Annotated in this window: 11 protein-coding genes and 1 tRNA gene; 7 read left to right on the forward strand and 5 right to left on the reverse strand. The window is 39.7% G+C overall.

Going from position 1 to position 22155, the window contains the following annotated elements:
- Positions 1-2: 2 nt before the first annotated feature.
- From PVV64_RS05935 to PVV64_RS05950, 4 genes are read left to right on the forward strand one after another with little or no spacing between them, the layout of a single operon-like run.
- A complete protein-coding gene (locus PVV64_RS05935) occupies positions 3-434 on the forward strand; it encodes a phage tail protein (RefSeq protein WP_273760207.1) in 432 nt (143 codons plus the stop codon).
- A complete protein-coding gene (locus tag PVV64_RS05940; protein WP_273760208.1) occupies positions 431-685 on the forward strand; it encodes a tail protein X in 255 nt (84 codons plus the stop codon). The genes PVV64_RS05935 and PVV64_RS05940 overlap by 4 nt, the downstream gene beginning before the upstream one ends.
- On the forward strand, positions 685-1665 hold the full coding sequence (locus PVV64_RS05945; protein WP_273760244.1) for a phage late control D family protein: 981 nt from the start codon (positions 685-687) through the stop codon (positions 1663-1665). The genes PVV64_RS05940 and PVV64_RS05945 overlap by 1 nt, the downstream gene beginning before the upstream one ends.
- Positions 1662-3152 carry a replicative DNA helicase gene (locus PVV64_RS05950; protein ID WP_273760209.1) on the forward strand — a complete coding sequence of 497 codons (1491 nt, stop codon included), beginning with the start codon at positions 1662-1664 and terminating at the stop codon, positions 3150-3152. The genes PVV64_RS05945 and PVV64_RS05950 overlap by 4 nt, the downstream gene beginning before the upstream one ends.
- Before the next feature lie 235 nt (positions 3153-3387).
- Here the strand turns inward: PVV64_RS05950 and PVV64_RS05955 are convergent.
- The 5 genes from PVV64_RS05955 to PVV64_RS05975 form a co-directional block, all read right to left on the reverse strand.
- Positions 3388-3458, reverse strand: a tRNA-Gln gene (locus PVV64_RS05955).
- Positions 3459-3546: 88 nt separating this feature from the next.
- Entirely contained in the window at positions 3547-4305 is a 759-nt protein-coding gene (locus PVV64_RS05960; RefSeq protein WP_273760210.1) for an ABC transporter ATP-binding protein, read from the reverse strand.
- Complete coding sequence (locus PVV64_RS05965; protein WP_273760211.1) at positions 4302-5252, reverse strand: iron chelate uptake ABC transporter family permease subunit; 951 nt, start codon at positions 5250-5252, stop codon at positions 4302-4304. The genes PVV64_RS05960 and PVV64_RS05965 overlap by 4 nt, the downstream gene beginning before the upstream one ends.
- Positions 5245-6201 (reverse strand): iron chelate uptake ABC transporter family permease subunit, encoded by a 957-nt coding sequence (locus tag PVV64_RS05970; protein WP_273760212.1) that lies wholly within the window; start codon positions 6199-6201, stop codon positions 5245-5247. The genes PVV64_RS05965 and PVV64_RS05970 overlap by 8 nt, the downstream gene beginning before the upstream one ends.
- Before the next feature lie 88 nt (positions 6202-6289).
- The gene (locus PVV64_RS05975; RefSeq protein ID WP_273760213.1) at positions 6290-7225 is read right to left on the reverse strand and encodes a siderophore ABC transporter substrate-binding protein; all 936 of its coding nucleotides are present in this window, start codon (positions 7223-7225) and stop codon (positions 6290-6292) included.
- 213 nt (positions 7226-7438) lie between these two features.
- On the opposite strand from PVV64_RS05975, the gene PVV64_RS05980 reads away from it, so the two are divergent.
- From PVV64_RS05980 to PVV64_RS05990, 3 genes are all read left to right on the forward strand, one after another.
- The gene (locus PVV64_RS05980; protein WP_273760214.1) at positions 7439-14143 is read left to right on the forward strand and encodes an autotransporter outer membrane beta-barrel domain-containing protein; all 6705 of its coding nucleotides are present in this window, start codon (positions 7439-7441) and stop codon (positions 14141-14143) included.
- A gap of 711 nt (positions 14144-14854) precedes the next feature.
- Positions 14855-18073: an autotransporter outer membrane beta-barrel domain-containing protein gene (locus PVV64_RS05985; protein ID WP_273760215.1), complete on the forward strand. Its 3219-nt coding sequence runs from the start codon at positions 14855-14857 to the stop codon at positions 18071-18073.
- A 714-nt stretch (positions 18074-18787) separates the two neighbouring features.
- Entirely contained in the window at positions 18788-21931 is a 3144-nt protein-coding gene (locus tag PVV64_RS05990) for an autotransporter outer membrane beta-barrel domain-containing protein (protein ID WP_273760216.1), read from the forward strand.
- Positions 21932-22155 lie beyond the last annotated feature (224 nt).

Genomic DNA, 22155 nt, shown 5'->3' on the forward strand with positions numbered 1-22155 from the left:
TGATGATGTTAGGTCCACATCAATTTTATGTGGACTGGCTTAATTTCCAATCTTTTGAAGAGGAATTCTCTGCCTCATGGGTTTCTATGGAGCGTTTTGGCAGGTCGCCTAGTTTGCAATTTACTGGCTATGGCAATGATCCCAAAACCATTCATGGCGTTTGGTTTCCAGAAGAATTTGGTGACCGGGTTGCCATTGATGCCATCACCACAACGATCAAAAGAGCAAAGCCGGTCCAGATGCTTCGTTGGATCAATGATACCACCTATAGTGTCCTTCTCCATGGACCCGTGGTGATCACCAGTATCACGAAAGACCACGACTTTATCAGTCGCTCCGGTCAATCCCAGCGTATCCGCTATTCCATCAGTCTCTTACCCTTTTTTAATGGCGGAAAACCGCAAGGACAAATCCAAGTGGGGCAAACTCTATGAAGATACCAGAAAAGCGTGTTGTTGTAGAGCTGGAGGATATGAGTCTCGATCTCCTCTGCTTTCAACATGCCATGGCTGTGTTAGGGGACCGTTCTCAAGTTGGGTTATTAAACGGCTATTGTGAAGCCACATTGGAAGCCAATCCAGAGATTGCCAAATATGGTCCAATTTTACCACGAGGCTTAACGGTCATTTTGCCTGAATTCGCACTTCACAATCCCCAAAGTATGGTGAAACGGTTATGGGATTAATGCGCACACACCCTTTTATTGTGGTTAAGGTGGGAGAAAAACCTGTTCATGAGGTTTTTTACCAGCGTCTTTTAACCGCAACCATCACAGATCATGCCGGTAATGAAGCCGATACATTTGAAGCAGAGTTTGATGAGTGTGGCAATGATTTAGAGGTTCCCTCGAGCAACAGTGCACTACAGGTGATCTTTGGCTATGAGAACAGCATCCGTGCCTTTATGGGGTGTTTTGTTGTGGAGTCGGTTGTAAGTTGTGGGGGCAGTGATGGAGAAATCTTGCGCCTTTGCGGCAAAAGCGCTTCCATGCGTGCGGAGATCAAAGAACAAGACAGTGAACATTTTGACCACAAAACCATTGCTGAGATTATTGAGACCCTTGCCAAACGGCATGGTTATCAAGCAAAGGTTAGTCCTCAGTTCACCAAACAAACCTTGCCTTATGTGGTGCGCACCGATCAATCGGCCGTTGATTTTTTAACCCGCCTTGCTGACCGCATGCAGGCACGTTTTTTAATCAAGGACAATAAGTTTTTATTTTTAAGCGGCGATAACTTACCAACACTCGACATCTATAAACACGATTGTTCCAACTGGGAATTTACCCTCGAGCCACGCACCCAATATGGCACCATTGAAGCTGCTTATTTTGATCGCACAAAAGGGCAACAATTGTCTGTCAAGCATCAGACAGGTTTTAGCGGTCCCGTGCGGCGTCTGCGTGGTTGTTACATTTGTAAAGAAGAAGCACAGGCAGCTTGTGCCTCCGAATCAGACAGGCTTTGCCGTGCTATAGGCAGCGGTTCTTTGACCCTAGAGGGGCGCCCTGAAATCATGGCGGGTCAACCGCTTCTCCTGCAAGGGTTTCGAGGCGAAATCAATGGCCCATGGAAGGCTGCAACCGTGACCCATCGCTATGAAAAGCAAAGCGGATACATCACAGAAATCACCTTTGAGGCACCAGAGAAGGGAAAAGAGGTATGAGAAAATTAAATGTGTTAGAAACAGAAAACCCAAGAGACAATTTTGCCCCTTCTTTTCGGCAACTTCCCCATAATATTGAAGCAGAACAAGCGTTGCTCGGGGCCATCATGATCAATAATGATGCTCTTGAGAGCGTTTCTGATTTTCTCAAACCAGAACATTTTTTTGAAGCCTTGCATCAAAGGCTTTTTAATATCATCTTACAAATTGTTCAAAAGGGAAAAGTTGCAGATCCGATTACCATGAAGCTCTTTATTGCAAATGATGAGAAAATTGGAGATATCACAGTCTTTAATTATGTTGTTCGTTTAGCCAAAGAAGCTGTCACAATCATCAATACTCAAGATTATGGACAGGTTATTTATGATCTGTTTATTCGGCGTTCTTTAATTAACCTTGGCACTCAAATTGTGAATAGTTCTTTTGATACTCCCCTAGAACTTGCCCCTTCGCAACAAATTGAAGCGATTGAAAATCAGTTGTTTGAATTGGCAGAGAAAGGCAAATATGGAGCTGGTTTTGAAAACTTTGATACAGCCATTGCAAAAGCACTCAACATGGCAAGCGCTGCAAAAAAGCGTTCCTCACAGCTTTCTGGAATGGCAACCCATATTAAAACCCTTGATGAGAAAATGGGCGGGTTGCAACCATCTGATTTGATTATTCTAGCAGGGCGCCCTGGGATGGGGAAAACCTCTCTGGCGACCAATATTGCTTTTAATATTGCCAATGCTTGTAAGCGTGATAACAAAACACAAGAAAATGAAGGGGGGATTGTCGGTTTCTTCTCTCTTGAAATGTCAACAGAACAGCTTGCAACCCGTATTATCTCAGAACAAACAAAGGTTTCTTCTTCTGATATGCGTCGTGGTAATATCTCAGAAGAGCAATTTACCAACATCATTTACGCAATGCGTTCCTTACAAACAATCCCTCTTTATATTGATCAAACGGGTGCTGTATCCCTTGCACAATTGTCCGCCCGTGCAAGGCGTCTTAAACGACAACATGGTCTAGATGTTTTGATCATTGATTATATCCAACTGATGACAAGCGGTTCAAAGCGTTCTTCTGAAAACCGCGTTCAAGAAATTACAGCCATTACTATGGGTCTTAAAGCACTTGCAAAGGAACTCAATATTCCCATCATTGCGCTTTCGCAATTATCGCGACAAGTTGAAAACCGAACAGATAAACGTCCACAACTTTCCGATTTACGTGAATCAGGTTCAATCGAGCAAGATGCCGATATTGTGTTGTTTGTTTATCGTGAAGAATATTATCTCAAAAATGAAGAACAAAAAGAAGGCGCTCCTGAGTATCACAAATGGAAAGAGGCAATGGAGCAAGCTAAGGGCAAAGCCGAGGTTATCATAGCCAAACAACGCCATGGACCAACAGGAATCGTCCCTTTGGCTTTCCAATCTGACTTTACATGCTTTAGTGACCTAACGGATAACGACAACTTTCCAGAAATATCCGCTTGAGCTCAAAATAATGATCCGATGATTGAGAAGCAAAATCCCATAGATTCTCACAAAAAATGACGAATCTTAAAACAACCTTTGAAAGGTCTTTGAAGACCCTTTGAGAACCACTTAAAAATCATGTGAAACAAAATAAATTGGTACAAAACCTAGTGTCAAAATATACAAAACCTGCTGGCAAGCTACACTGGCAAGCTACAACCTGCTGGCAAGCTACACTGCTGGCAAGCTACAGCTGGGGAACTTGGATTCGAACCAAGATTGACGGAGTCAGAGTCCGCTGTTCTACCATTAAACTATTCCCCAATAAGCTAATGCCGCCACTTTTAGCAGATTTTAGTGTGCAGGCAAGGAGAAAAAACAATCTTTCTAACTATGAATAAGTAAGAGGGATTTATCGATAATAAAAGGCGATAGGAATGTCATTGATTGTTTCAATCTGAATATCCATATCATAAATTTCTTTAAGGATTTCTGGCTGCATAATTTCTTGTGGTGTTCCGCAATAGGCTGCTTTGCCCTTTTTAAGGGCAACAATCATATCTGAATACGACGATGCAAAATTAATGTCATGCATAACAATGAGAATGGTTTTTTTGAGTTCATCGGCTGTACGGCGTAACTGTTTCATCATAGCAACGGCATGTTTCATATCCAGATTGTTCAAGGGTTCATCTAATAGGAGATAATCGGTGTCTTGACAGATGACCATTGCAATAAAAGCACGTTGACGCTGTCCGCCAGAAAGTTCATCTAAAAAACAGTCTTTTAGGTCTTGTAAACCAAGATAGCGAAGTGCACTGTCAATAAATTGTTTATCTTCCTTATTATACCAGCCTTTTGAGTATGGATAGCGTCCAAAACTGACTAAATCATACACGGTAAGACGAAAGGATAAAGGATTCTCTTGACGCAGGATTGAGAGTTTTTGAGCTAAAATATCGTGAGGCATTTTATCAATATCACAGCCGTCAATATGAATTGTACCATTCTGGCATGGTAAAAGACGCCTTATCAGCATCAAAAGCGTGGACTTTCCAGAACCATTGGGACCAATGAGAGAAATAATCCCCCCTTTGGAAAGACGAAGGCACAAATCATCGATAATCAACCTTGCTCCATAAGATTTGGAAAGATGATTGATTTCAATCATTTTAGTTTTCCCTTCATCAGTAAGGTTAAGAAGACAACACCACCACAAAATTCAATAATAAAACTTAAACGTCCTGCCATATGAAAAATTTGTTCTAAAATAAATTGTCCACCAACCAGACAAATAATCGCCAATAATATTGCAGTAGGCATCACAACACCGTGTTTCACCTGAGGGGAAATTTCATAAGCAAGGTTGGCAACTAACAAGCCAAAAAAAGTTACGGGTCCTACCAGTGTTGTGGAAATGGATACGAGAATAGAAACAAAAATCAGAATAGCTGTAGCGCTTTTGCGATAATCCACGCCAAGATTGAGCACATTTTCGCGTCCCAAAGCAAGTACATCAAGCAGGTGCCGTGAACGCCAACCAATCAGACTCACAATGAAGACAATGACAGTAGCAAAGCCGATTAATGACGTATTGAATTTATTAAAATTTGCAAACATAATATCCGTTAAATTCATCATTTGGTCCGGATTGAGTTGCAATTGCATGAACATACGTAAACTGAAAAAAAAGCCACCTAAAATAACACCAATCAAGAGTGTTAGATGAAGTCCTTTTAGACTCCCTGAAAATAACCAGCGGAAAAGGCTTATGGAAAAGAGAATGAGAATGAAAGTTTCAAAAATCAACTGTCCTTCTTCGTTTAAAAAGGGTAAAGAAAGAGAGCCTACAAAATAAATCGTGGTGGTTTTAATTAAAATATAAAGCTGATCAAACCCCATAATTGAAGGCGTAAGCAGACGGTTATTGACCACTGTTTGAAATAAAATAGTAGAAACGGTAATCGTATAGGCAATAAGAAGAAGAGAGATAAGTTTTGTGAGTCGGAATGACCAAGTGTGGATGTTGACATTCCATGTCATGTAAAGACACGTTACGGTGCATGCCATCAAGATAAGCGTTGACAATACAAACGTTGTTTTTTTCTTTTTATCCAAGACGCTTTCTCCAGCGTAACAGCAGTATAATAAAAATAAAACTCCCGATAACGCCCATCATAGTACTGATGGGTATCTCTAAGGAAGGGTGAATTATTCGCCCTAAAAGATCACAAATTAAAACCAATCCTGCACCGCTAATTGCTACCCAAGGAGCAGTATGGCGCATATTATCGCCCATGAAACTTGAAACAAGATTTGGAATAATCAATCCAACGAAAGGAATTCGACCAACTGTACAGACAATAACCGCAGTAATTGATGCAACAATAAAGAGACCCAAAAACATAACAGCACGATAATTGAGTCCAAGATTATTGGTTAAGTCCTCTCCCAAACCAGCAACGGTAAAGCGATCAGCCGTGAAATAGGCAAAAATGCAGAGGGGAAAAGAGAACCATAAAAGTTCATATTTTCCCTCCAAAATCATTGCAAAACTGCCAAATAAATAGCCTTGAAGAGAGGGAAGCAACATTTCATAATCAGCAATGGCGTTGGTGAGGGAGCCAATAACATAACCTAGCATAATTCCGACCAATGGTACCATGAGAGCAGATTTGAAAGGAATTTGACGCAATAAAAACATAAAAAGCAGTGTACCGGTCATGGCAAAAATTGTCGCGATCATCATTTTCCCTAAAACAGGAATATCGGGCAGAAAAATCATGACAAAAAGAATGCCAAGGGACGCGGATTCAACGGTTCCAGCGGTAGATGGTTCAACAAAGCGATTTCGTGCAAGCAGTTGCATAATCATGCCAGAGAGTGCAAGTGCTGCACCTGTTAGCAGCACTGCAATTGTACGAGGAAGACGGGTTTGCCAGAAAATAAGCCAGGCATGTGGATTGCTTGATAAGAGGTCAGAAGGTGTCACATCGGAATAACCAACAAAAATGCTGAGAATAGACAGAAGAATAAGAATCGTTATGATGATCCAATAATTTTTCACGTTAAATCATTTTCTAACAAAAAAAGGCTGTTATTAAACAGCCTTTGCTCTTAAATTTTATTGCGACAGCACGCAAGTTATTTTACGCTTATTTGTTTTTTGTAAAAGCTTCATTGATTTGTTGTGCTGCCTCATTAAGCCCAGTTAGACCACCAGCTGCGCGATACCAGCTCCAAGAGTCTAAATAAATAATCTGTTTTTGTTTGCCAGCTGTTGTACGATGAACAAGTTCATTGTCAAGCAATTGTGCTGCAGATTGACCTTCCCGTCCAATTGCTGCATCCCGATCAATAACCAACAACCAGTCAGGATTGGTTTCAAGAATAAACTCAGGGGAAATGAGCTGTCCATGTTTTTGTACTGTGAGTTTATCGGTTGCAGGAGCAATTCCAAATGCTGAATGAATAATATCAAAACGTGACTTTGGACCCAAAGCACTGATTTTACCACCAGAGGTCATAAGGACAAGTCCTGTACCTTTTCCTTGCGTATTTTTACGAACTTCTGCTAAATTTGCATTGAGCTTGGCAATCTCTTCGTCTGCTTCTTTTTCTTTGCCAAAAATTTTTCCAAGGATAGACACATTCCGTTCAATATCTCCAAGAGAATTTTCATTTCCTACGGTTAGATCAATGGTTGGAGCGATTTTAGATAAATCTTTATATTTGGCTTGAGTTCTCGAGGAAATAATAATTAAATCAGGTTGAAGGGCAGCAATTTTTTCATAATCAGGTTCAAAAAGGGAGCCAATTTTTTCATATTTTGCATCATTAAACTGCTGTAAATAGGAAGGTTTCTTTCCTTCAGGAATACCGATCACAGCTTTGATACCAAGGCGATTCATATTATCAAGCGAGGCAATATCAAATACAATAACCTTTTGTGGAGAGGTGGGAACAGAAGTTGTGCCTGAAACATGATCAACTGTTATATTTGCATCAATACTCACCCCCGCCCATGCAAATGTTGCAAAGCTCATTGCAACAACAAAAATGGAAGCTACCCATTTCAGATATTTTATCATAGTTATTTATCCTTTATTTCACAAAATATTTAAGGGTTTACACACTTAAAAACTTAACTTAGACATTTTTATGTACAAAATTATGCACAAAATAGTACTATAATAAGATGCGATATGTTGTAAAATAGACTAATGTATGTTACAAAACGTGCACTTATCTTATTTTCACTTAATTCTAGTGCTTTTGCAAGTTATATTTAGAAAGTTTGACATATGATCAATGTAGTTAAAAATCGCGCACGTTTGTGCGCACTGACAACGAGTGCTCTCTTCTTTTTACAAAGTGTGGATATTTCTGTGGGAAACGGAGTTCTGCAAGGAAACGATTTATCATACGATTTCCAATCAAATAGTTTGTCCCCAGGCTATTTGTACGGGAGGCAAGGAATACAATATTCTTCTTATCCAAGTCCTGTACGTAGTTCAGTCATGAAGAGCGCTTCTTCTCCGCAAGCTTTGCCGGGTGCGAGGATTGTGCAGCCTCAGAATAAGAGCTCGCAGGGCAACGAAAGATTATATAACGGAAGATCATATACTTGTAATGCTCAGAATTATAAGGACGATAATTCACCTATTATCTGTCAGGATGGAAGAAAGCATCAGGTAAAATTTGGTGGTATTCAAGTGAAGAGCTATGGTGATAATGCTGTGCAAGTGATAGGGAATATAACGAGTTTCCAGAATTTGAATGATCTTCAGGACTTGTCTATAGCCATACAGAATGGAAAGACAGAAGTTGATTTGTACAATATGTCTATTGAAGGTAAGTATTCATCTGCGCAGCGTGCTCATCGTGCTTCAATGGAGAGGGGATTTGGAAGCGCTATATTTACTGGAACGGCTGGAAAGGCTGTATTAAATAACTCAAGGATTAAAAATTTTGTTGCTGGGCTTGAAGCTCAAGATGGTGGTAAAATTGTCATGAAGGGAGGGAAAATAGAAGGAGCTCATATAGGTGCTTTGGCTGTTTCTGAATCTTCTATTTTTTTGGAGAGGACAGTTATCGATGTGAGTAAAGACAGTGGATATAGTAACGGTCTTCATAGTCTTGCTTTATCTGGAATCAAGATGAAATCTGGGACTATTACTTTTGCACAAGGGGGAATAGGAGCCATATCGGAGGATTATAGCTCTGTTGTACTCGAGGGGGTTGGTATTAAGGTTAAGTCGTATGAAAGGGAGGATGGTGAAGAGAAAGAAGGACCAGACGCTATAGGTTTTTTGTCGAAGGGAGGCTTTGTTTCATTCAATCAAGGAAAGTTTAGTGGTTCTAATGTTGCTGTCTTATGGTTGACTGATGAATCTTTTTCAGCATTCCGCAGGGATCTTGATAATGTTAAGGGTAGTTTTTCTAAGAATGGGGATTATGCTTTTGTTCCTCAGATCGATGATAAGGCTCAGGGCTCTTTACCAGATATTGATTCTCTTGGTGATGCTGCCAGTGTGGTGCAAAAACATAACGAGAACGAGATTGGTTCAGTATCCTTGAAATTGTTTGCTAGTATGAAAGAGTCAAATATTATAGTAAATGGTAAGGACTCTTACGGTATATATTTTGATAAGAAAATGTTGGAAAAATCAAGTGATATCTTATCTCCTTCCAATCATTTGTCGCCACTATCTAGTTTATCTCCAGCACGTCCTCCAGCACGTCCTCCAGCACGTCCTCCAGCACGTAAGGATTCTACACGTAGCGTTTTTTTGAAAGCAACTACTCTTAATGTTCCAGAGGGTATAGCTATTTATGGTAAGGATTCTAAGGGGAAAGTTATTTTAGGGGAGCAATCGAAACTTTCTGGGAGTTTGTTATTGAAAGCAGCTTCTGGTTTTGATTTGACGGTTTTAGCTCATAAAGCTACACTAAGAGGTGCTGCTCATGTTGATAAGGATGCACGTGCTGAGCTTAAATTATCGGAATCAGAATGGCATTTAGAAAAAAGTAAAGGTTGGAAATCTTCGGGGATGAATTGTGTAGATTCGTGTGTTTCCGCTCTTACTCTTGTGACTGATTCTGCATCTAATTCTAAAGGTAGTTCTATTGGATTTATACCTCCGGAGAATGGGAAAAAAGATTATCAAACACTTCGAATCGGAGATGGGAAGGGTAATGTTTATGTATCCTCTGGGAATTCAAACAAGATTTATTTGAATGTAAGTCTAGAACCGTTGTCTAAAGATTCTCGTAATGAGCAAATATCTGATAGAATTTTGATTCATGGTAATGTTTTGGGAATAACTACGGTGTATATAAACAACCAGCATATGTATAGTGCTGTAAATAGACAGAAACCTCAAAACGCAGTTGCAAATGGAGAACACAAAGATCAATATCGTAGTATTCCAATTATCCAAGTTTATGGAAATACACAGAAAGGGGCATTTAAGCTAGAAAGCGAGTATATTACGTTGGATGGTTCTCCTTATCAGTATATTCTTCGTGCTTATGGTCCAGAGGTTGCTCCGGGAATGCAGAATTTTGGTGTAGGTCTTTCAGGAGATGTTTGGGATTTCCGTTTAGAAGGAAAAAAACAAAATGCTCAAGGACAATATGTCCCCCCTGCCCATCCTACTGCCTCACACATAGCGTTAGACAAATATATGGGTTACGATTTTTCTCCGCATGGTGTACCAGATTCTGCATTTGCGGATAAGCTTTTGAGTTTGAAACTGCTTCCAAATGATGTATATCCTAGTCCTTCTGTGCTTTTTAATGCACAGGGAGACGTGATAGGTTATGATTATAGCTATCTTGAAGGTGTTGAGGATTATGAGGGCTTGGAATTTGATTTAGAGGAAGAGGAGGATGATTTACAAGTTCTTCAGTCTTCGGGAATGGGACGTTCTTTGCTTTCGATCGATTCTGAGACGGGTAGCCTAACCGATAGAGATGAGGATGATACTCTAAGTGAAGACTTGGTTCGCCAGTATCTCCAGCGTTATCAAGTAGAGGATTCTCTGTCGTTGGTGTCTGAAATAGATGGTCATGATGCGGATTTAGGGTATCCAACGTCTACTTCTGAAGTGCCTGTTCTACCTACTCCGTTATCAGAAACAACGGGAAGGAATGGTACGACTTTAAGTATGTCTTCTTTTCCTACCTCAAGTGAAAACGTTAATCAGCTGCAAACAACAGATAATAGCGGTGAAAGTTTAAGTATTTCTCTTCTTTCTAGCTCAACTGGGGACGCTAATCAGAATGAAGCAGAGTATAATATAGATGATACAGGATATTATATAGTAGATGGTGATCTTACTACAGGCACTGGAGTCTATACATATGGTGTAGGTACAGGTGAATCTATTCTGAACGCAGGCGATGATGTAGGTGTTTCTCTTCTTTCTAGCTCAACTGGGGGAGCTAATCAGAATGAAGTAGAATATGATATAAACTATGGAGAATATGATGATGGATATGATGGATATGATGATGATGAATATGATGATAATATAGTGGGTGGTGATCTTACTACAAATGCTTTAGTTTATACATATGATTTAGGTACAGGTGGATTGACTTCGAACACAGGAGATGAGAGCGATGGAACTTTGAGTATTCCTCCTCTTACTGGCTCAGCAGGAGATGTTAATCAGAATGAAGAAGAGCGTAATGCACTTCCTTCCTCTACAGGGGCTCCTGTATCTGCTTCTATTCCTTCAGAGGAAACTAAAAATGTACCTAGGCAGATTGTTCCATCTTCTGCGCGTGCGAGGTCTGACGTAGGTGGTTTGCGTGTGAATTTAGGTTCTGGGTCTGCTGCATCTATTATAAATGTTTCTGGTAGTTCGGGTCCTGGAAGACGTGGTTCTACTATTTCTGTTTCGTCTAAGAAAACTGAACAGACGTCTACTCAGGCTGTTACACCTTCTGCACCTCAATCTACGGGATCAAAGAGTTCTGAGGGGGTAACATCTACTGCTAGTAAGAGTGCTGGCGTGCCTAAGGATGCTACTACGTCTGTTGGTTCTACTGATCTTAAGAAAAAAGTGGCTGTACCTAAGAAGGAGGATAAACCTGTAGGACGTACTCTACTTTCGACTGGAGATGCTAAAACATCTGATGTTAGTTCGTCTACTGTTTCTTCTCATTCAGTATCTACCATCCCACAGTCATCTGGTGCTGTATCTACTGATGTACCTGTCAATGGTGTTGGGCAAAACAAAGTGTCTTCTCAGTGTGATAACTTACAAGGCAATGGAGCGGAAAAACAGCAAGTTGCTTATTCGTGCAGTGATGGCAAATCGTATACAATGACAAGTGTTACATTGAAAGCAAGTGGTGCGACTCAGCGTTCTATGCATGCAAAACAACAGAATACCGTTATTACATTAGAAGCTGCTACCATTATTGGTTCTGAGGCTGGTAGCGGTAATCCTGTGAGTGCTGTGCTTGCGGAAGAAAAAGCAGAAATTGTTTTGGATAAGAAATCAACAATTCAATCTTCTTCGATTGGGCTTGAAGCACAAAAGGGTGGAAAAGTTAAAGTCATTGAAGGAACAGTCAATGCTAATTATGTAGGCGCTTTGGTTGATTCTGGATCATCTATTAATTTAAAGGATACAAAAATTAATGTGATGGCGGATTCGGCTGTTGCTGGTCTGGCTAGTCAAGGCGGTGAAATAACAATGGATTCTGGTTCTATTAGTGTTACAGGTGGAACGGCAGTGAGATCAGAATCAGGAGGTAATGTTAATTTAGACAAGGTTAATATTACTGTGAAGAAACAAGCAGGAACGTCAGATTCTGCAAAGAAGGTTGAGCGTGCTGCTATTCTGTTGAATAATAATGGCTCTGTTGATTTGAAGAATGGGACTGTTTCTACTGATGCCACTGCTTTGTGGGTTAAAGAAAATGGTGATGCTTTTGAAGTGGGAACTTCTAGGAGAAGAAGATCTTCTGACGTTCGTCCTTCTTTAAATCGTGCGAATATCGAGTTTTCTACCGTTAAAGTAGAAGGCAATGGTAGCCATGGCATATATTTTGATGGAACAAAACAAAAAGAAGATCAGCAGCAGAATCAAAATAAGGCTTCAGAGAAAGCTGGTGCTATTGAGAAAGTAAGTGTTGTTAAACCCAATGCTGTATTCCAACAGGAAGAAACACCTATACATGTAACAGGGGCAATTTCATTGAAAAAAACGAACTTTGAAGTTGCAAATGGTATAGCTGTTTATGCTAATAACTCTAATGGACAGATTTCATTAGAAAAGGAGACAATTCTTGCTGGTGATGTGCTGTTGAGCGCTGAGAATAATTCTAGTATACAAGCTTCGCTTGACAACTCTGTTGTTGTAGGTAGTGCGCGCGTTGGTAAAGGTTCTTATGCAAAATTAGATTTGACCAATAAATCAGCGTGGATTCTTACAAGAAGTGCACATAAGATTGATGAACAAAATTCAGAATGTGTGGATTCATGTATCTCATCTTTAAGTCTTGTAAATAGTCGTATGAAGTTTTTAGCTCCGAAATCTGAAGAGAAATATCAAACACTTCACATTGGAGAGGGTAAAGGTATTGTCTACAGAGCAGGAGGTGATGCTTCAATTCATCTCAACGCACATTTAAGCCCTAACGATCCAAGTGGTGCACAAGTGACAGATAGGCTTGTCATTCGTGGTGATGTTGCTGGAAAAACGATAGTACATGTGCAGGGACTTTCGGAAAATATAGCCAATAAGGAGCATGCTAAGATTCCTCATAGTGTTTCAGTCATTCAGGTTTATGGAACAGCAGCAAAGGACTCTTTCCAACTGGGTGGTAATTATGTTGCACTGCAGAATTCACCTTACAAGTATACTCTTCGTTCTTACAGCCCAAAAGCGACTGCAAAACAGGAGCATGTTGAGCAGAAATTTATTAAGGATGGTGGGGAATTCTGGAACTTCCGTTTAGAAAATCAGTATGTTAAGTCTACTCTTCCTACACTTGCATCTGGTTTTCCTGAACAATTTGTCAGGTCTGTTGTTCCACAAGTTCCAACTTATTTGCTCTTGCCAAATAGTGTATTCCATGCCGGCTTGATGGATGTAAATAACCAAAGTAAGCAGTTGGAAGCATTACGAGCTACTTACAATGGAATGGTAGAGGTTCGTGAAAATCCTGCTTTATATTTGCGTGGATATGGTGGAAGTTACCGTTACACTTCAGATCTGTCTGCACTTGAGTATGGTTACAAAGGTGATCTTAACTATAAGGGTGTAGAGGCGGGTGTTTTGTTGCAAACAATTGAGAATACTGACAGTGCTCTATCCTTTGGAGTTCTGGGATCTTATGGAAAACTTTCCCTACAACCTGTAGATGTTGAACAAAGCCAAGAAAGTGCATTTGATAAATGGACAGCTACAGCATATGGTAGTATGCAGCATGATGCGGGCTTCTATGTAGATGGTCTCTTGTCCTATGGTCTGCTCAAAGGTGATGTTCTTACTCTTGCACGGGGCAAGACAGCAACATTGAAGGGGCATCCTTTAAGTGTTTCCTTGACAGGTGGTCAGACAATTGCAACGGGATATGAAGGATTTGTCGTTGATCCGCAAGTTCAGGTTGTTTATCAGCATCTCCAGTTTGAGAAAGCCCGTGATATTGACAGTTTTGACATTGAAATGGGAAAGCTTGATCAGTGGGTAGCACGTGTTGGTGGACGTGTAACAAAGACTCCTAAGGGATCTGAAGGAGTGGATGCTGTAGCCTTTTATAGTAAGCTTTATCTTGTACATGGTTTTGAAGGAAAGAAATCTGTGCAGTTTAAAGATGCTTTCCAGTTAGGTGCTTTTGGTTCTTCCTTAGAAGCTGGGTTAGGCTTTAATGCTAAATTGTCTTCAGCGTTTTCTCTTCATGGTGACGTTGCTTATCAACATAAGCTCAATAAAGCTGGTTTTTCTGGAACAAGTTTTTCCGGAGGAGTACGTTATCAATTTTAACATAAGGTACGGTACGTACTTTTTAGAAAAGGCAGCACTCTGTGCTGCCTTTTTTCTTTGTAACAATATTTGGCGATCAAAAAATTTCTTTTGGGAATATGAGTGCACAATATATTTCGTTTTTTGCATGAAAGCATTTTTATTATGCTTACATGAATTTTTATAAATTTTTCTGATAATCATAATCCTGCTACGTATTCTTTAGTCACTTCTTTAATGGTGAATGCTTCCATCACTAGCACAACAATAGATACGGGTGCTTAGTGTTTATAATACGATATCTTAATTTCGTTTTATGCTGATCTGTTTAGCCACTATCATGTTTGATGTTTGCTAAAACGTGTTTTTTAGAATTCGTTTTTTACGAATTGGATCAATATTTTTACGCATATATCTTTAATCATTTTTAAATAAACATTTTTTGGTTGTAATTGTCATTAATTTGCACGCACTGATTTTATTTTTCTTTACACGAAATACAGAATGCATTATACACGTATAAATTGTACTGAATAATCATTCTCTTATTGGTAGTTTTGTGTTACCTATAGAGCTTCCGCCAAGTTTGTTTTGGTCATTCATTACACGGTTCAAATGAGCGGTCGATGCGTTCCTTTGGTTACACCTTTTTGTATTTTAAGGGGTGCAGAGGGATGTTTTTACGAATGCTTTTGTTTTCAATGAGAGGGGAAAGAAGGTTTCGAGGGAACTATGATTAAAATATTTAGACATCGTGTGTGTTTATATACTGTCACAACGGCTATTATTTCTTTGTTACAAAATGGAGTAGTGGCTAGGGCCAATGCAGAGGAATCTGGGAGTGGATATATAATTACTGTTACTCCTAAAAATCCATCTTATAAGATCAGTGTTAGTTCTGTTCCCCCTAATTCACCTCTTTCTAGTTTATCTAGTATATACACTACTTTTCCTACAAGAGAGATTTCAAGCGGATCTAGTAATGTTGAGCCTCATAGCAATTTGAGTACAATGATTGGAGGTAATAGTAATCTTAATGGGAGCCGTGGAACTTCTCTCTCTGGAGAAGAAGGTGACCGTGAATCACCTCATGTTGGTTCTATTTTACTTAATGGAAGCAATAGCTCTAAGCCCCTTAAAGGAATAGGTGGGGATAGGGATAAGGGTAGGTATATTTATACATATGACAGATCGGGGAAGGAAAGTAAGCTTACTCTATATGATGGATTTTATTATATATGCAATAGTTGCGGAACGGATACAATTAAGGATAAATCTTACCAGTTTACGGATGAGAAAATTGATGGGGTTGCATCTAATCGTATTGCTATAACAGTAAAAAAAGCATCTGCAAAAGTAAAAGGGGAAAATATAACTGTCGGTGGTCAAGTTGCAGAAAAATCTTTTGAACGTGGTGTGTCTGTATCAGAGGGGGGAGAAATTACTTTAGCCAATTTCAAACTAAATAATGCAAAGGTAGCTCTCCACGCTAGTAATGGGAGCATTGATATAAATGGTGGGACTATTGGTGAGAGTGCAACAGCTATTCAAGCGATAGGTAAACCTACATATGTTACATTAAAAGATATGAACATTAAAACGGATGATAAAGGTGAAAAAGCAAGTGTGTATAGTTATGGTGGTTCAGAAGTTCATGTGAGTGGTGGATCGCTTGAGTTTATGAATGGTCATGGGATTTCTGCCACATTAGAGGCAGCAGTAAGTCTCGATGGTGTTAAGATTATTGGGAAGGGGAAGGAAACAAATCTAAATAATCATGCGGTGTTACATACGGATTTCGGTGGTCCTCTTAATTTAAAAGCTGTTACTGTTAATGCTATGAATATCCATGGCATATTATTAGAGAATACTGTCAAGACTCCTAATTCGATTCCTTTACCTAAAGATTCTGAGTCTGATTTTACTGTGTCTGAGATTAATGTTGAATCTTCTTCTATTGCAGTAGAAGGTGATGGAGCTCATGGTATATATTTTAAGGGAGGTAAGCCGTGGGAAAACATCAATGATCAAGAAAGTTTATTGAAGGAAGAAGTTATCTCCAGAATGGATGTTGTTACTTTAAGTAGAACAATGTTTTCAGTTTTAGGAGGTACAGCTCTTTATGGTACTGGTGAAACGAATGGTGCTGTCAGTTTATTACAGAGTACTCTTCATTCAGAGGGCTTATTGTTAAAGGTTGAAAAAGGTGCTTCTATCATGGTTTTAGCAGATGCTTCTGATCTTGAAGGCCGTAGTGAAGTTGATGAGAGCTCTAATGCTGAACTTTATTTAAGCAACGAGTCTGCGTGGATTTTACAATCCAAAAAACAGAGAAATCAGCAGGAGTCTGAGATTATAAGAGATTCATCTGTTTCACTTGTAAGCCTTATGAATGATAGTACTATTAAGTTTACAAACTCAAAGCCTGATAGTGATTATATTTATCATACACTCCGCATTGGAAATGGCATTGATGATGTTTATAAGGTACAGGATGGTGGGCATATTTATTTTAATACTTTCTTGGATGCAGGAGGTGATATTAATAAGCAACAGACTGACCGTCTTTTAATTCATGGTGATGTTTCTGGTACAACGACAGTTCATGTGAGCGCTGTTTCAGGAAGTCTAGGAGGATCTACGGGCAGTGGGGGAAATGATCAAGGGATTTCCATCATTCAGGTTTCTGGAGAAGCAAATCAAAACTCTTTTAAGTTAGATGGTGATTATGTTACATTGAGCGGTTTACCTTATCAGTATAAGCTTTATAGTTATGGTCCAACATCTGATTTGGGAAAAGCGAACCCTGCTCAGAGATTAGTGAAAGGTTCAGGGGACTTTTGGGATTATCGCCTTGAAACTGGATATATGAAACCTGAACCTTCTCCTCCAGCTCCTCCAAGACCAGAGCCTGAACCTGAACCAGGACCTTCTCCAACGCCTCCGGTCCCTCCCAAACCAGAGCCAGAGCCAAAGCCTCGTCCTAAGGTTGTTGTTCCGCAAGTTTCAACTTATCTGCTCTTGCCAAATACCTTATTCCATACAGGTTTGATGAATGTTACGCATACAAACAAGTGGTTAGAGTCTTTGCGCATTGTTTCTGGTGGAATGTTAGAAAGGCGTGACAATCCTGCGTTCTTTGTGCGTGGTTATGGTGGTAATCACCGTTATAGGTCAAACCTGTCTCGGCTTGAATATGGTTATGGAGGTGAGATCGATTATAATGCCGTTGATGCAGGTGTTTTGCTCCAAACATTTGAAAATGCCTATGGTGCGACTTCTTTTGGAGTTATTGGATCTTACCAAAGACTTTCTCTACAGCCTCTTGATGTTGAACAAAGCCGAAAAAGTACATTTGATAGATGGGGAGTTACGGCATATGGTGGTATGCAGGGAGATACAGGATTTTATGCGGATGGCCTTTTGTCCTATGGTCTGTTTAAAGGAGATGTTCACACCCTTGCACGGGGTAAGACGGCAACATTAAAGGGTAAATCGTTAAGCGCTTCATTAACTTCTGGTAAGGCGTTTGTGATAGGGGATGATGATGTTATTTTTGATCCGCAGGTTCAGGTTGTTTATCAGCGTCTTCAATTTGATAAGGCCCGTGATATTGATCATTTTGATATTGATATGGGCAATCTTGATCAATGGGTCGCGCGTATTGGTGGACGTTTAACCAAGGTGCTTCCTGCTAGCGATGAGGCTCATGTTGTTTCCGTTTACGGTAAGCTTCATGTTTCTCACGATTTTAGCAAGAAACAATTTGTGCACTTTACGGATGCTTTCCAGTTAGGTGCTTTTGGCTCCTCACTAGAGACGGGATTAGGTTTTAATGCGCAATTGTCTCCCAAGTTTACGCTTCATGGTGATCTTGTTTATCAGCATAAGTTAACTAAGGCAGGTTTTTCTGGAACCAGTTTTACGGGCGGATTGCGCTATAATTTCTAAGATCAAGGTAGAATACCTAACTTTACTAACTTCACGTAAAGGCAGCATAGTATGCTGCCTTTTTCTTTATCTAATCGACTGTACTCTCACAAGATCTTTGCCTTTTTAATAGAACTGGAACAATTATGATATGTTTGTTTTATGTGTGCAGGAGAATCTGATGATTGTATTGTTTTTTCTATGTTAAAGTGAGTTCCCTTAGATTTTGGGATGGAAATAATCTAATAGAAAGTTGTTATTATGGGAATGCTTTATAATCATAGAATTCAATGTGAGCATACAGTATCCTGACTTTAATACGGATCTGATTTATCGGCTATGGTATGTGATATTTTCTGAGGTTGATTGTTAGAATTCCTCTTTTATTGATTTTAGTAATCTTTTTGACTCATGTAATTTGTCAATCTTTAAAATTCGTAATGCTAGATTGTGTATTTTTATTAATTACACGCAATAGTTTTATTTTTGCTTTACATGAAATACAGAATGCATTATACCCGCATAGGTGGTGTCAAATGATTATTCATCCATAAGTAGTTGTTGTGTTGCGTGTAAGCTGTACGCCAAGTTTATGAGAATAATTCATGACACTGTTCAAATGAGCGGTAGATGCGTTCCTTTGGTTACTCCTTTTCGTGTTTTGAGGTGCTCATAGGGATTTTTTTACGAATACTTTTGTTTTCAATGAGAGGGGCAGAAATTTTTGAGGGAACGATGATTAAAATGTTTAGAAATCGTGTATGTTTATATACTGTCACAACGGCTATCCTTTCTTTGCTACAGAATGGAATAGCGGTTGGTGAAAATTTAGAGGAAGCTAGGAGGAGGATTATTGTTGATTTTATACCGCTTTATCCTAACATCTCTGTTGTGGGGGAGACCTATAATGGTTTTCACGGTAGTATGAGTAGGAACATTGGAACTGTTCTCTCTGGGGAAGAAGGTTCGCGCGAATCTACTTGTATCGGCTCAAATTTGCTTAGTGGAAATAATATTTCTAAGCCTCTGAGTGGAGATAGTGGAGATAACAGAGATAAATATCCTCGTGTTAAATATAAAGAAGTTCGTGGTAAGACTGTCGAGCCAAAACGTATAATAGTACATGATGGTTTATATTATAGATGTCATCACTGTGGGGAGGATGACATTAGCGAGCGGTCTTATAAGATTACTCGTAAAAACTTTTCACAATATCCCTCTAACACTGCTATAAAGGTAAGAGGAAGGACATCAAGAGTTTTCGGGGAAAATGTCATTGTTCGCAGTCAAGTTTCTGATAAACCTTATATGCGTGGTGTGGCTGTATTCAAGGATGGCAAGATTATTTTGACATCACCAATCATCACGAATGCAAACGTAGCTTTTTATGTGAGTAATGGAATCATTGAGGTACATAAAGGGATTGTTGAGGAGACTCATAAGGCTGTTGAGGCAATAGGGAATTCATTTATTCTTTTAGAGGATACAGACATTAAGACTGCTGATGGAAAGGCAAGTCTTTCCAGTTATGACCGTTCAGAAATTTGGATGGCAGGTGGATCGCTTGAGTTTATGAATAGTCATGGGGTTTCTGCCACATTAGGTGGAAAAGCAAATCTCGAAAATGTTAAGATTACTGGGAAGAGCAGTGAAAATAAAAATCATGCGGTTTTGCATACGGATTTAGGTGGTCCTCTTCATTTAGAGGGGGCTACTGTTCGTGCTATGAATATCCATGGCATATTACCAGAAAATACAGTCGATACCTTCAATTCAATACCTTTGTCTGGGAATTTATTGCGTGAGGATGCTGGGTCTGAAGATTCTGAGCCTAAGGTGTCTGTGACTAAAATTAACGTTAAATCTTCTTCTTTTAATGTGAGAGGTGCGGGATCTTACGGTATATATTTTAAGGGAGAGAAGCCGTTGACAGAATACAATTTTCAAGAAGAGGCTTCATCAGAGGAGAAGAAGACACCACGATTAGAGGTTGTCAATTTGGATAAAACAACGTTTTTTGTTGAAGATAAGGCTATTTACAGTACCTATCTTACTGAAGGAGTTGTTAATTTAACACAAAGCACTTTGAGTTCAGAGGGTTTATTGTTAAAAGCTGAAAATGGTGCTTCTTTAACGGTTTTGGCTAGCGGCTCTACTCTTGAAGGGGGAGCCCATATCGATGAGACTTCTACAGCTGAGCTTTATTTGGGTGCTAGTTCGAGATGGGTTTTGCAAAACTCGAGAACGAGCGAACAGAGTAGACCTAGTTCTGTAAAGAGTTCATCTGTTTCGCGTGTTACTCTCATGGAAGATAGTGCTATTGAGTTTACAAACTCAAAGCCTAGTCAAAACTATATTTATCAAATACTAAACATTGGAAATGGGACAGGTGCTGTTTATAAAGCACAGGATGACGCTCATATTTATATCAATGCATTTTTAGATGGAGGAGGTGATATTAATAAGCAAAAAACTGACCGTCTTTTAATTCATGGTGATGTTTCTGGTACAACGACAGTTCATGTAAGTGTTGTTTCAGGAAGTCCAGGGGGAGATACGGGCAATGGTGGCAATGACCAAGGGATCTCAATCATTCAGGTTTCCGGAGAAGCAACTCAAAACTCTTTTCAGTTAGAGGGTGATTATGTTGCGTTAGATAATTCACCTTATCAGTATAAGCTTTATAGTTATGGTCCACAATCTAATTTGGGAGAAGCGAACCCTTCTCAAAGATTGGTTGCAGGTGATGGAAAATTTTGGGATTATCGCCTTGAAAGTAGACATATGAAGCCAGAGCCAGAACCTGAGCCAACACCTCCTCCAGTTCCTCCTCAACCAGAACCAGAGCCAAAGCCTGTTCCAACGCCTCCTCCAGTCCCTCCCAAACCAGAACCAGAGCCAAAGCCTCTTCCTAAGGCTGTTGTCCCGCAAGTTCCAAGTTATCTGCTTTTGCCAAATGCTCTTTTCCATACAGGTTTGATGCAACTTACGCATACAAACAAGTGGTTACAATCGTTGCGCATTGTTTCTGGTGGGATGTTAGAAAGGCGTGACAATCCTGCGTTCTTTGTGCGTGGTTATGGTGGTAATCACCGTTATAGGTCAAACCTGTCTCGGCTTGAATATGGTTATGGAGGTGAGATCGATTATAATGCTGTTGATGCAGGTGTTTTGCTCCAAACATTTGAAAATGTCTATGGTGCGACTTCTTTTGGAGTTATTGGATCTTACCAAAGACTTTCTCTACAGCCTCTTGATGTTGAACAAAGCCGAAAAAGTTCATTTGATAGATGGGGTGTTACGGCATATGGTGGTATGCAGGGAGATACAGGATTTTATGCGGATGGCCTTTTGTCCTATGGTCTGTTTAAAGGAGATGTTCACACCCTTGCACGGGGTAAGACGGCAACATTAAAGGGTAAATCGTTACGCGCTTCATTAACTTCTGGTAAGGCGTTTGTGATAGGGGATGATGATGTTATTTTTGATCCGCAGGTTCAGTTTGTTTATCAGCGCCTTCAATTTGATAAGACCCGTGATATTGATAACTTTGATATTGATATGGGTACTCTTGATCAATGGGTCGCGCGTATTGGTGGACGTTTAACCAAGGTGCTTCCTGCTAGCGATGAGGCTCATGTTGTTTCCGTTTACGGTAAGCTTCATGTTTCTCACGATTTTAGCAAGAAACAATTTGTGCAGTTTAAGGATGCTTTCCAGTTAGGCGCTTTTGGCTCCTCACTAGAGACGGGCTTAGGTTTTAATGCGCAATTGTCTCCCAAGTTTACGCTTCATGGTGATCTTGTTTATCAGCATAAGTTAACTAAGGCAGGTTTTTCTGGAACCAGTTTTACGGGCGGATTGCGCTATAATTTCTAAGATCAAGGTAGAATACCTAGCTTTACTAACTTCATGTAAAGGCAGCATACTATGCTGCCTTTTTCTTTATCTAATCGGCTGTACTCTCACAAGATTTTTGCCTTTTTGATAGAACTGGAATAGTCATGATATGTTTGTTTTATGTGTATAGGCGATCTGATGAGTTTTTGTACTCAATAATTGTCAAAATTTACCTTTCATAGCTATTTCCTATGTGAGAAAAT

It is taken from the genome of Bartonella sp. ML70XJBT.G (assembly GCF_028618575.1).
Taxonomy (GTDB): Bacteria; Pseudomonadota; Alphaproteobacteria; order Rhizobiales; family Rhizobiaceae; genus Bartonella.

Bases quoted from the DNA above. Each gene is read 5' to 3' on its own strand.
- PVV64_RS05945 (WP_273760244.1), top strand. From the start codon at position 685: ATGCGCACACACCCTTTTATTGTGGTTAAGGTGGGAGAAAAACCTGTT.
- PVV64_RS05940 (WP_273760208.1), top strand. From the start codon at position 431: ATGAAGATACCAGAAAAGCGTGTTGTTGTAGAGCTGGAGGATATGAGT.
- PVV64_RS05980 (WP_273760214.1), top strand. From the start codon at position 7,439: ATGATCAATGTAGTTAAAAATCGCGCACGTTTGTGCGCACTGACAACG.
- PVV64_RS05990 (WP_273760216.1), top strand. From the start codon at position 18,788: ATGATTAAAATGTTTAGAAATCGTGTATGTTTATATACTGTCACAACG.
- PVV64_RS05975 (WP_273760213.1), bottom strand. From the start codon at position 7,225: ATGATAAAATATCTGAAATGGGTAGCTTCCATTTTTGTTGTTGCAATG.
- PVV64_RS05985 (WP_273760215.1), top strand. From the start codon at position 14,855: ATGATTAAAATATTTAGACATCGTGTGTGTTTATATACTGTCACAACG.
- PVV64_RS05960 (WP_273760210.1), bottom strand. From the start codon at position 4,305: ATGATTGAAATCAATCATCTTTCCAAATCTTATGGAGCAAGGTTGATT.
- PVV64_RS05950 (WP_273760209.1), top strand. From the start codon at position 1,662: ATGAGAAAATTAAATGTGTTAGAAACAGAAAACCCAAGAGACAATTTT.
- PVV64_RS05935 (WP_273760207.1), top strand. From the start codon at position 3: ATGATGTTAGGTCCACATCAATTTTATGTGGACTGGCTTAATTTCCAA.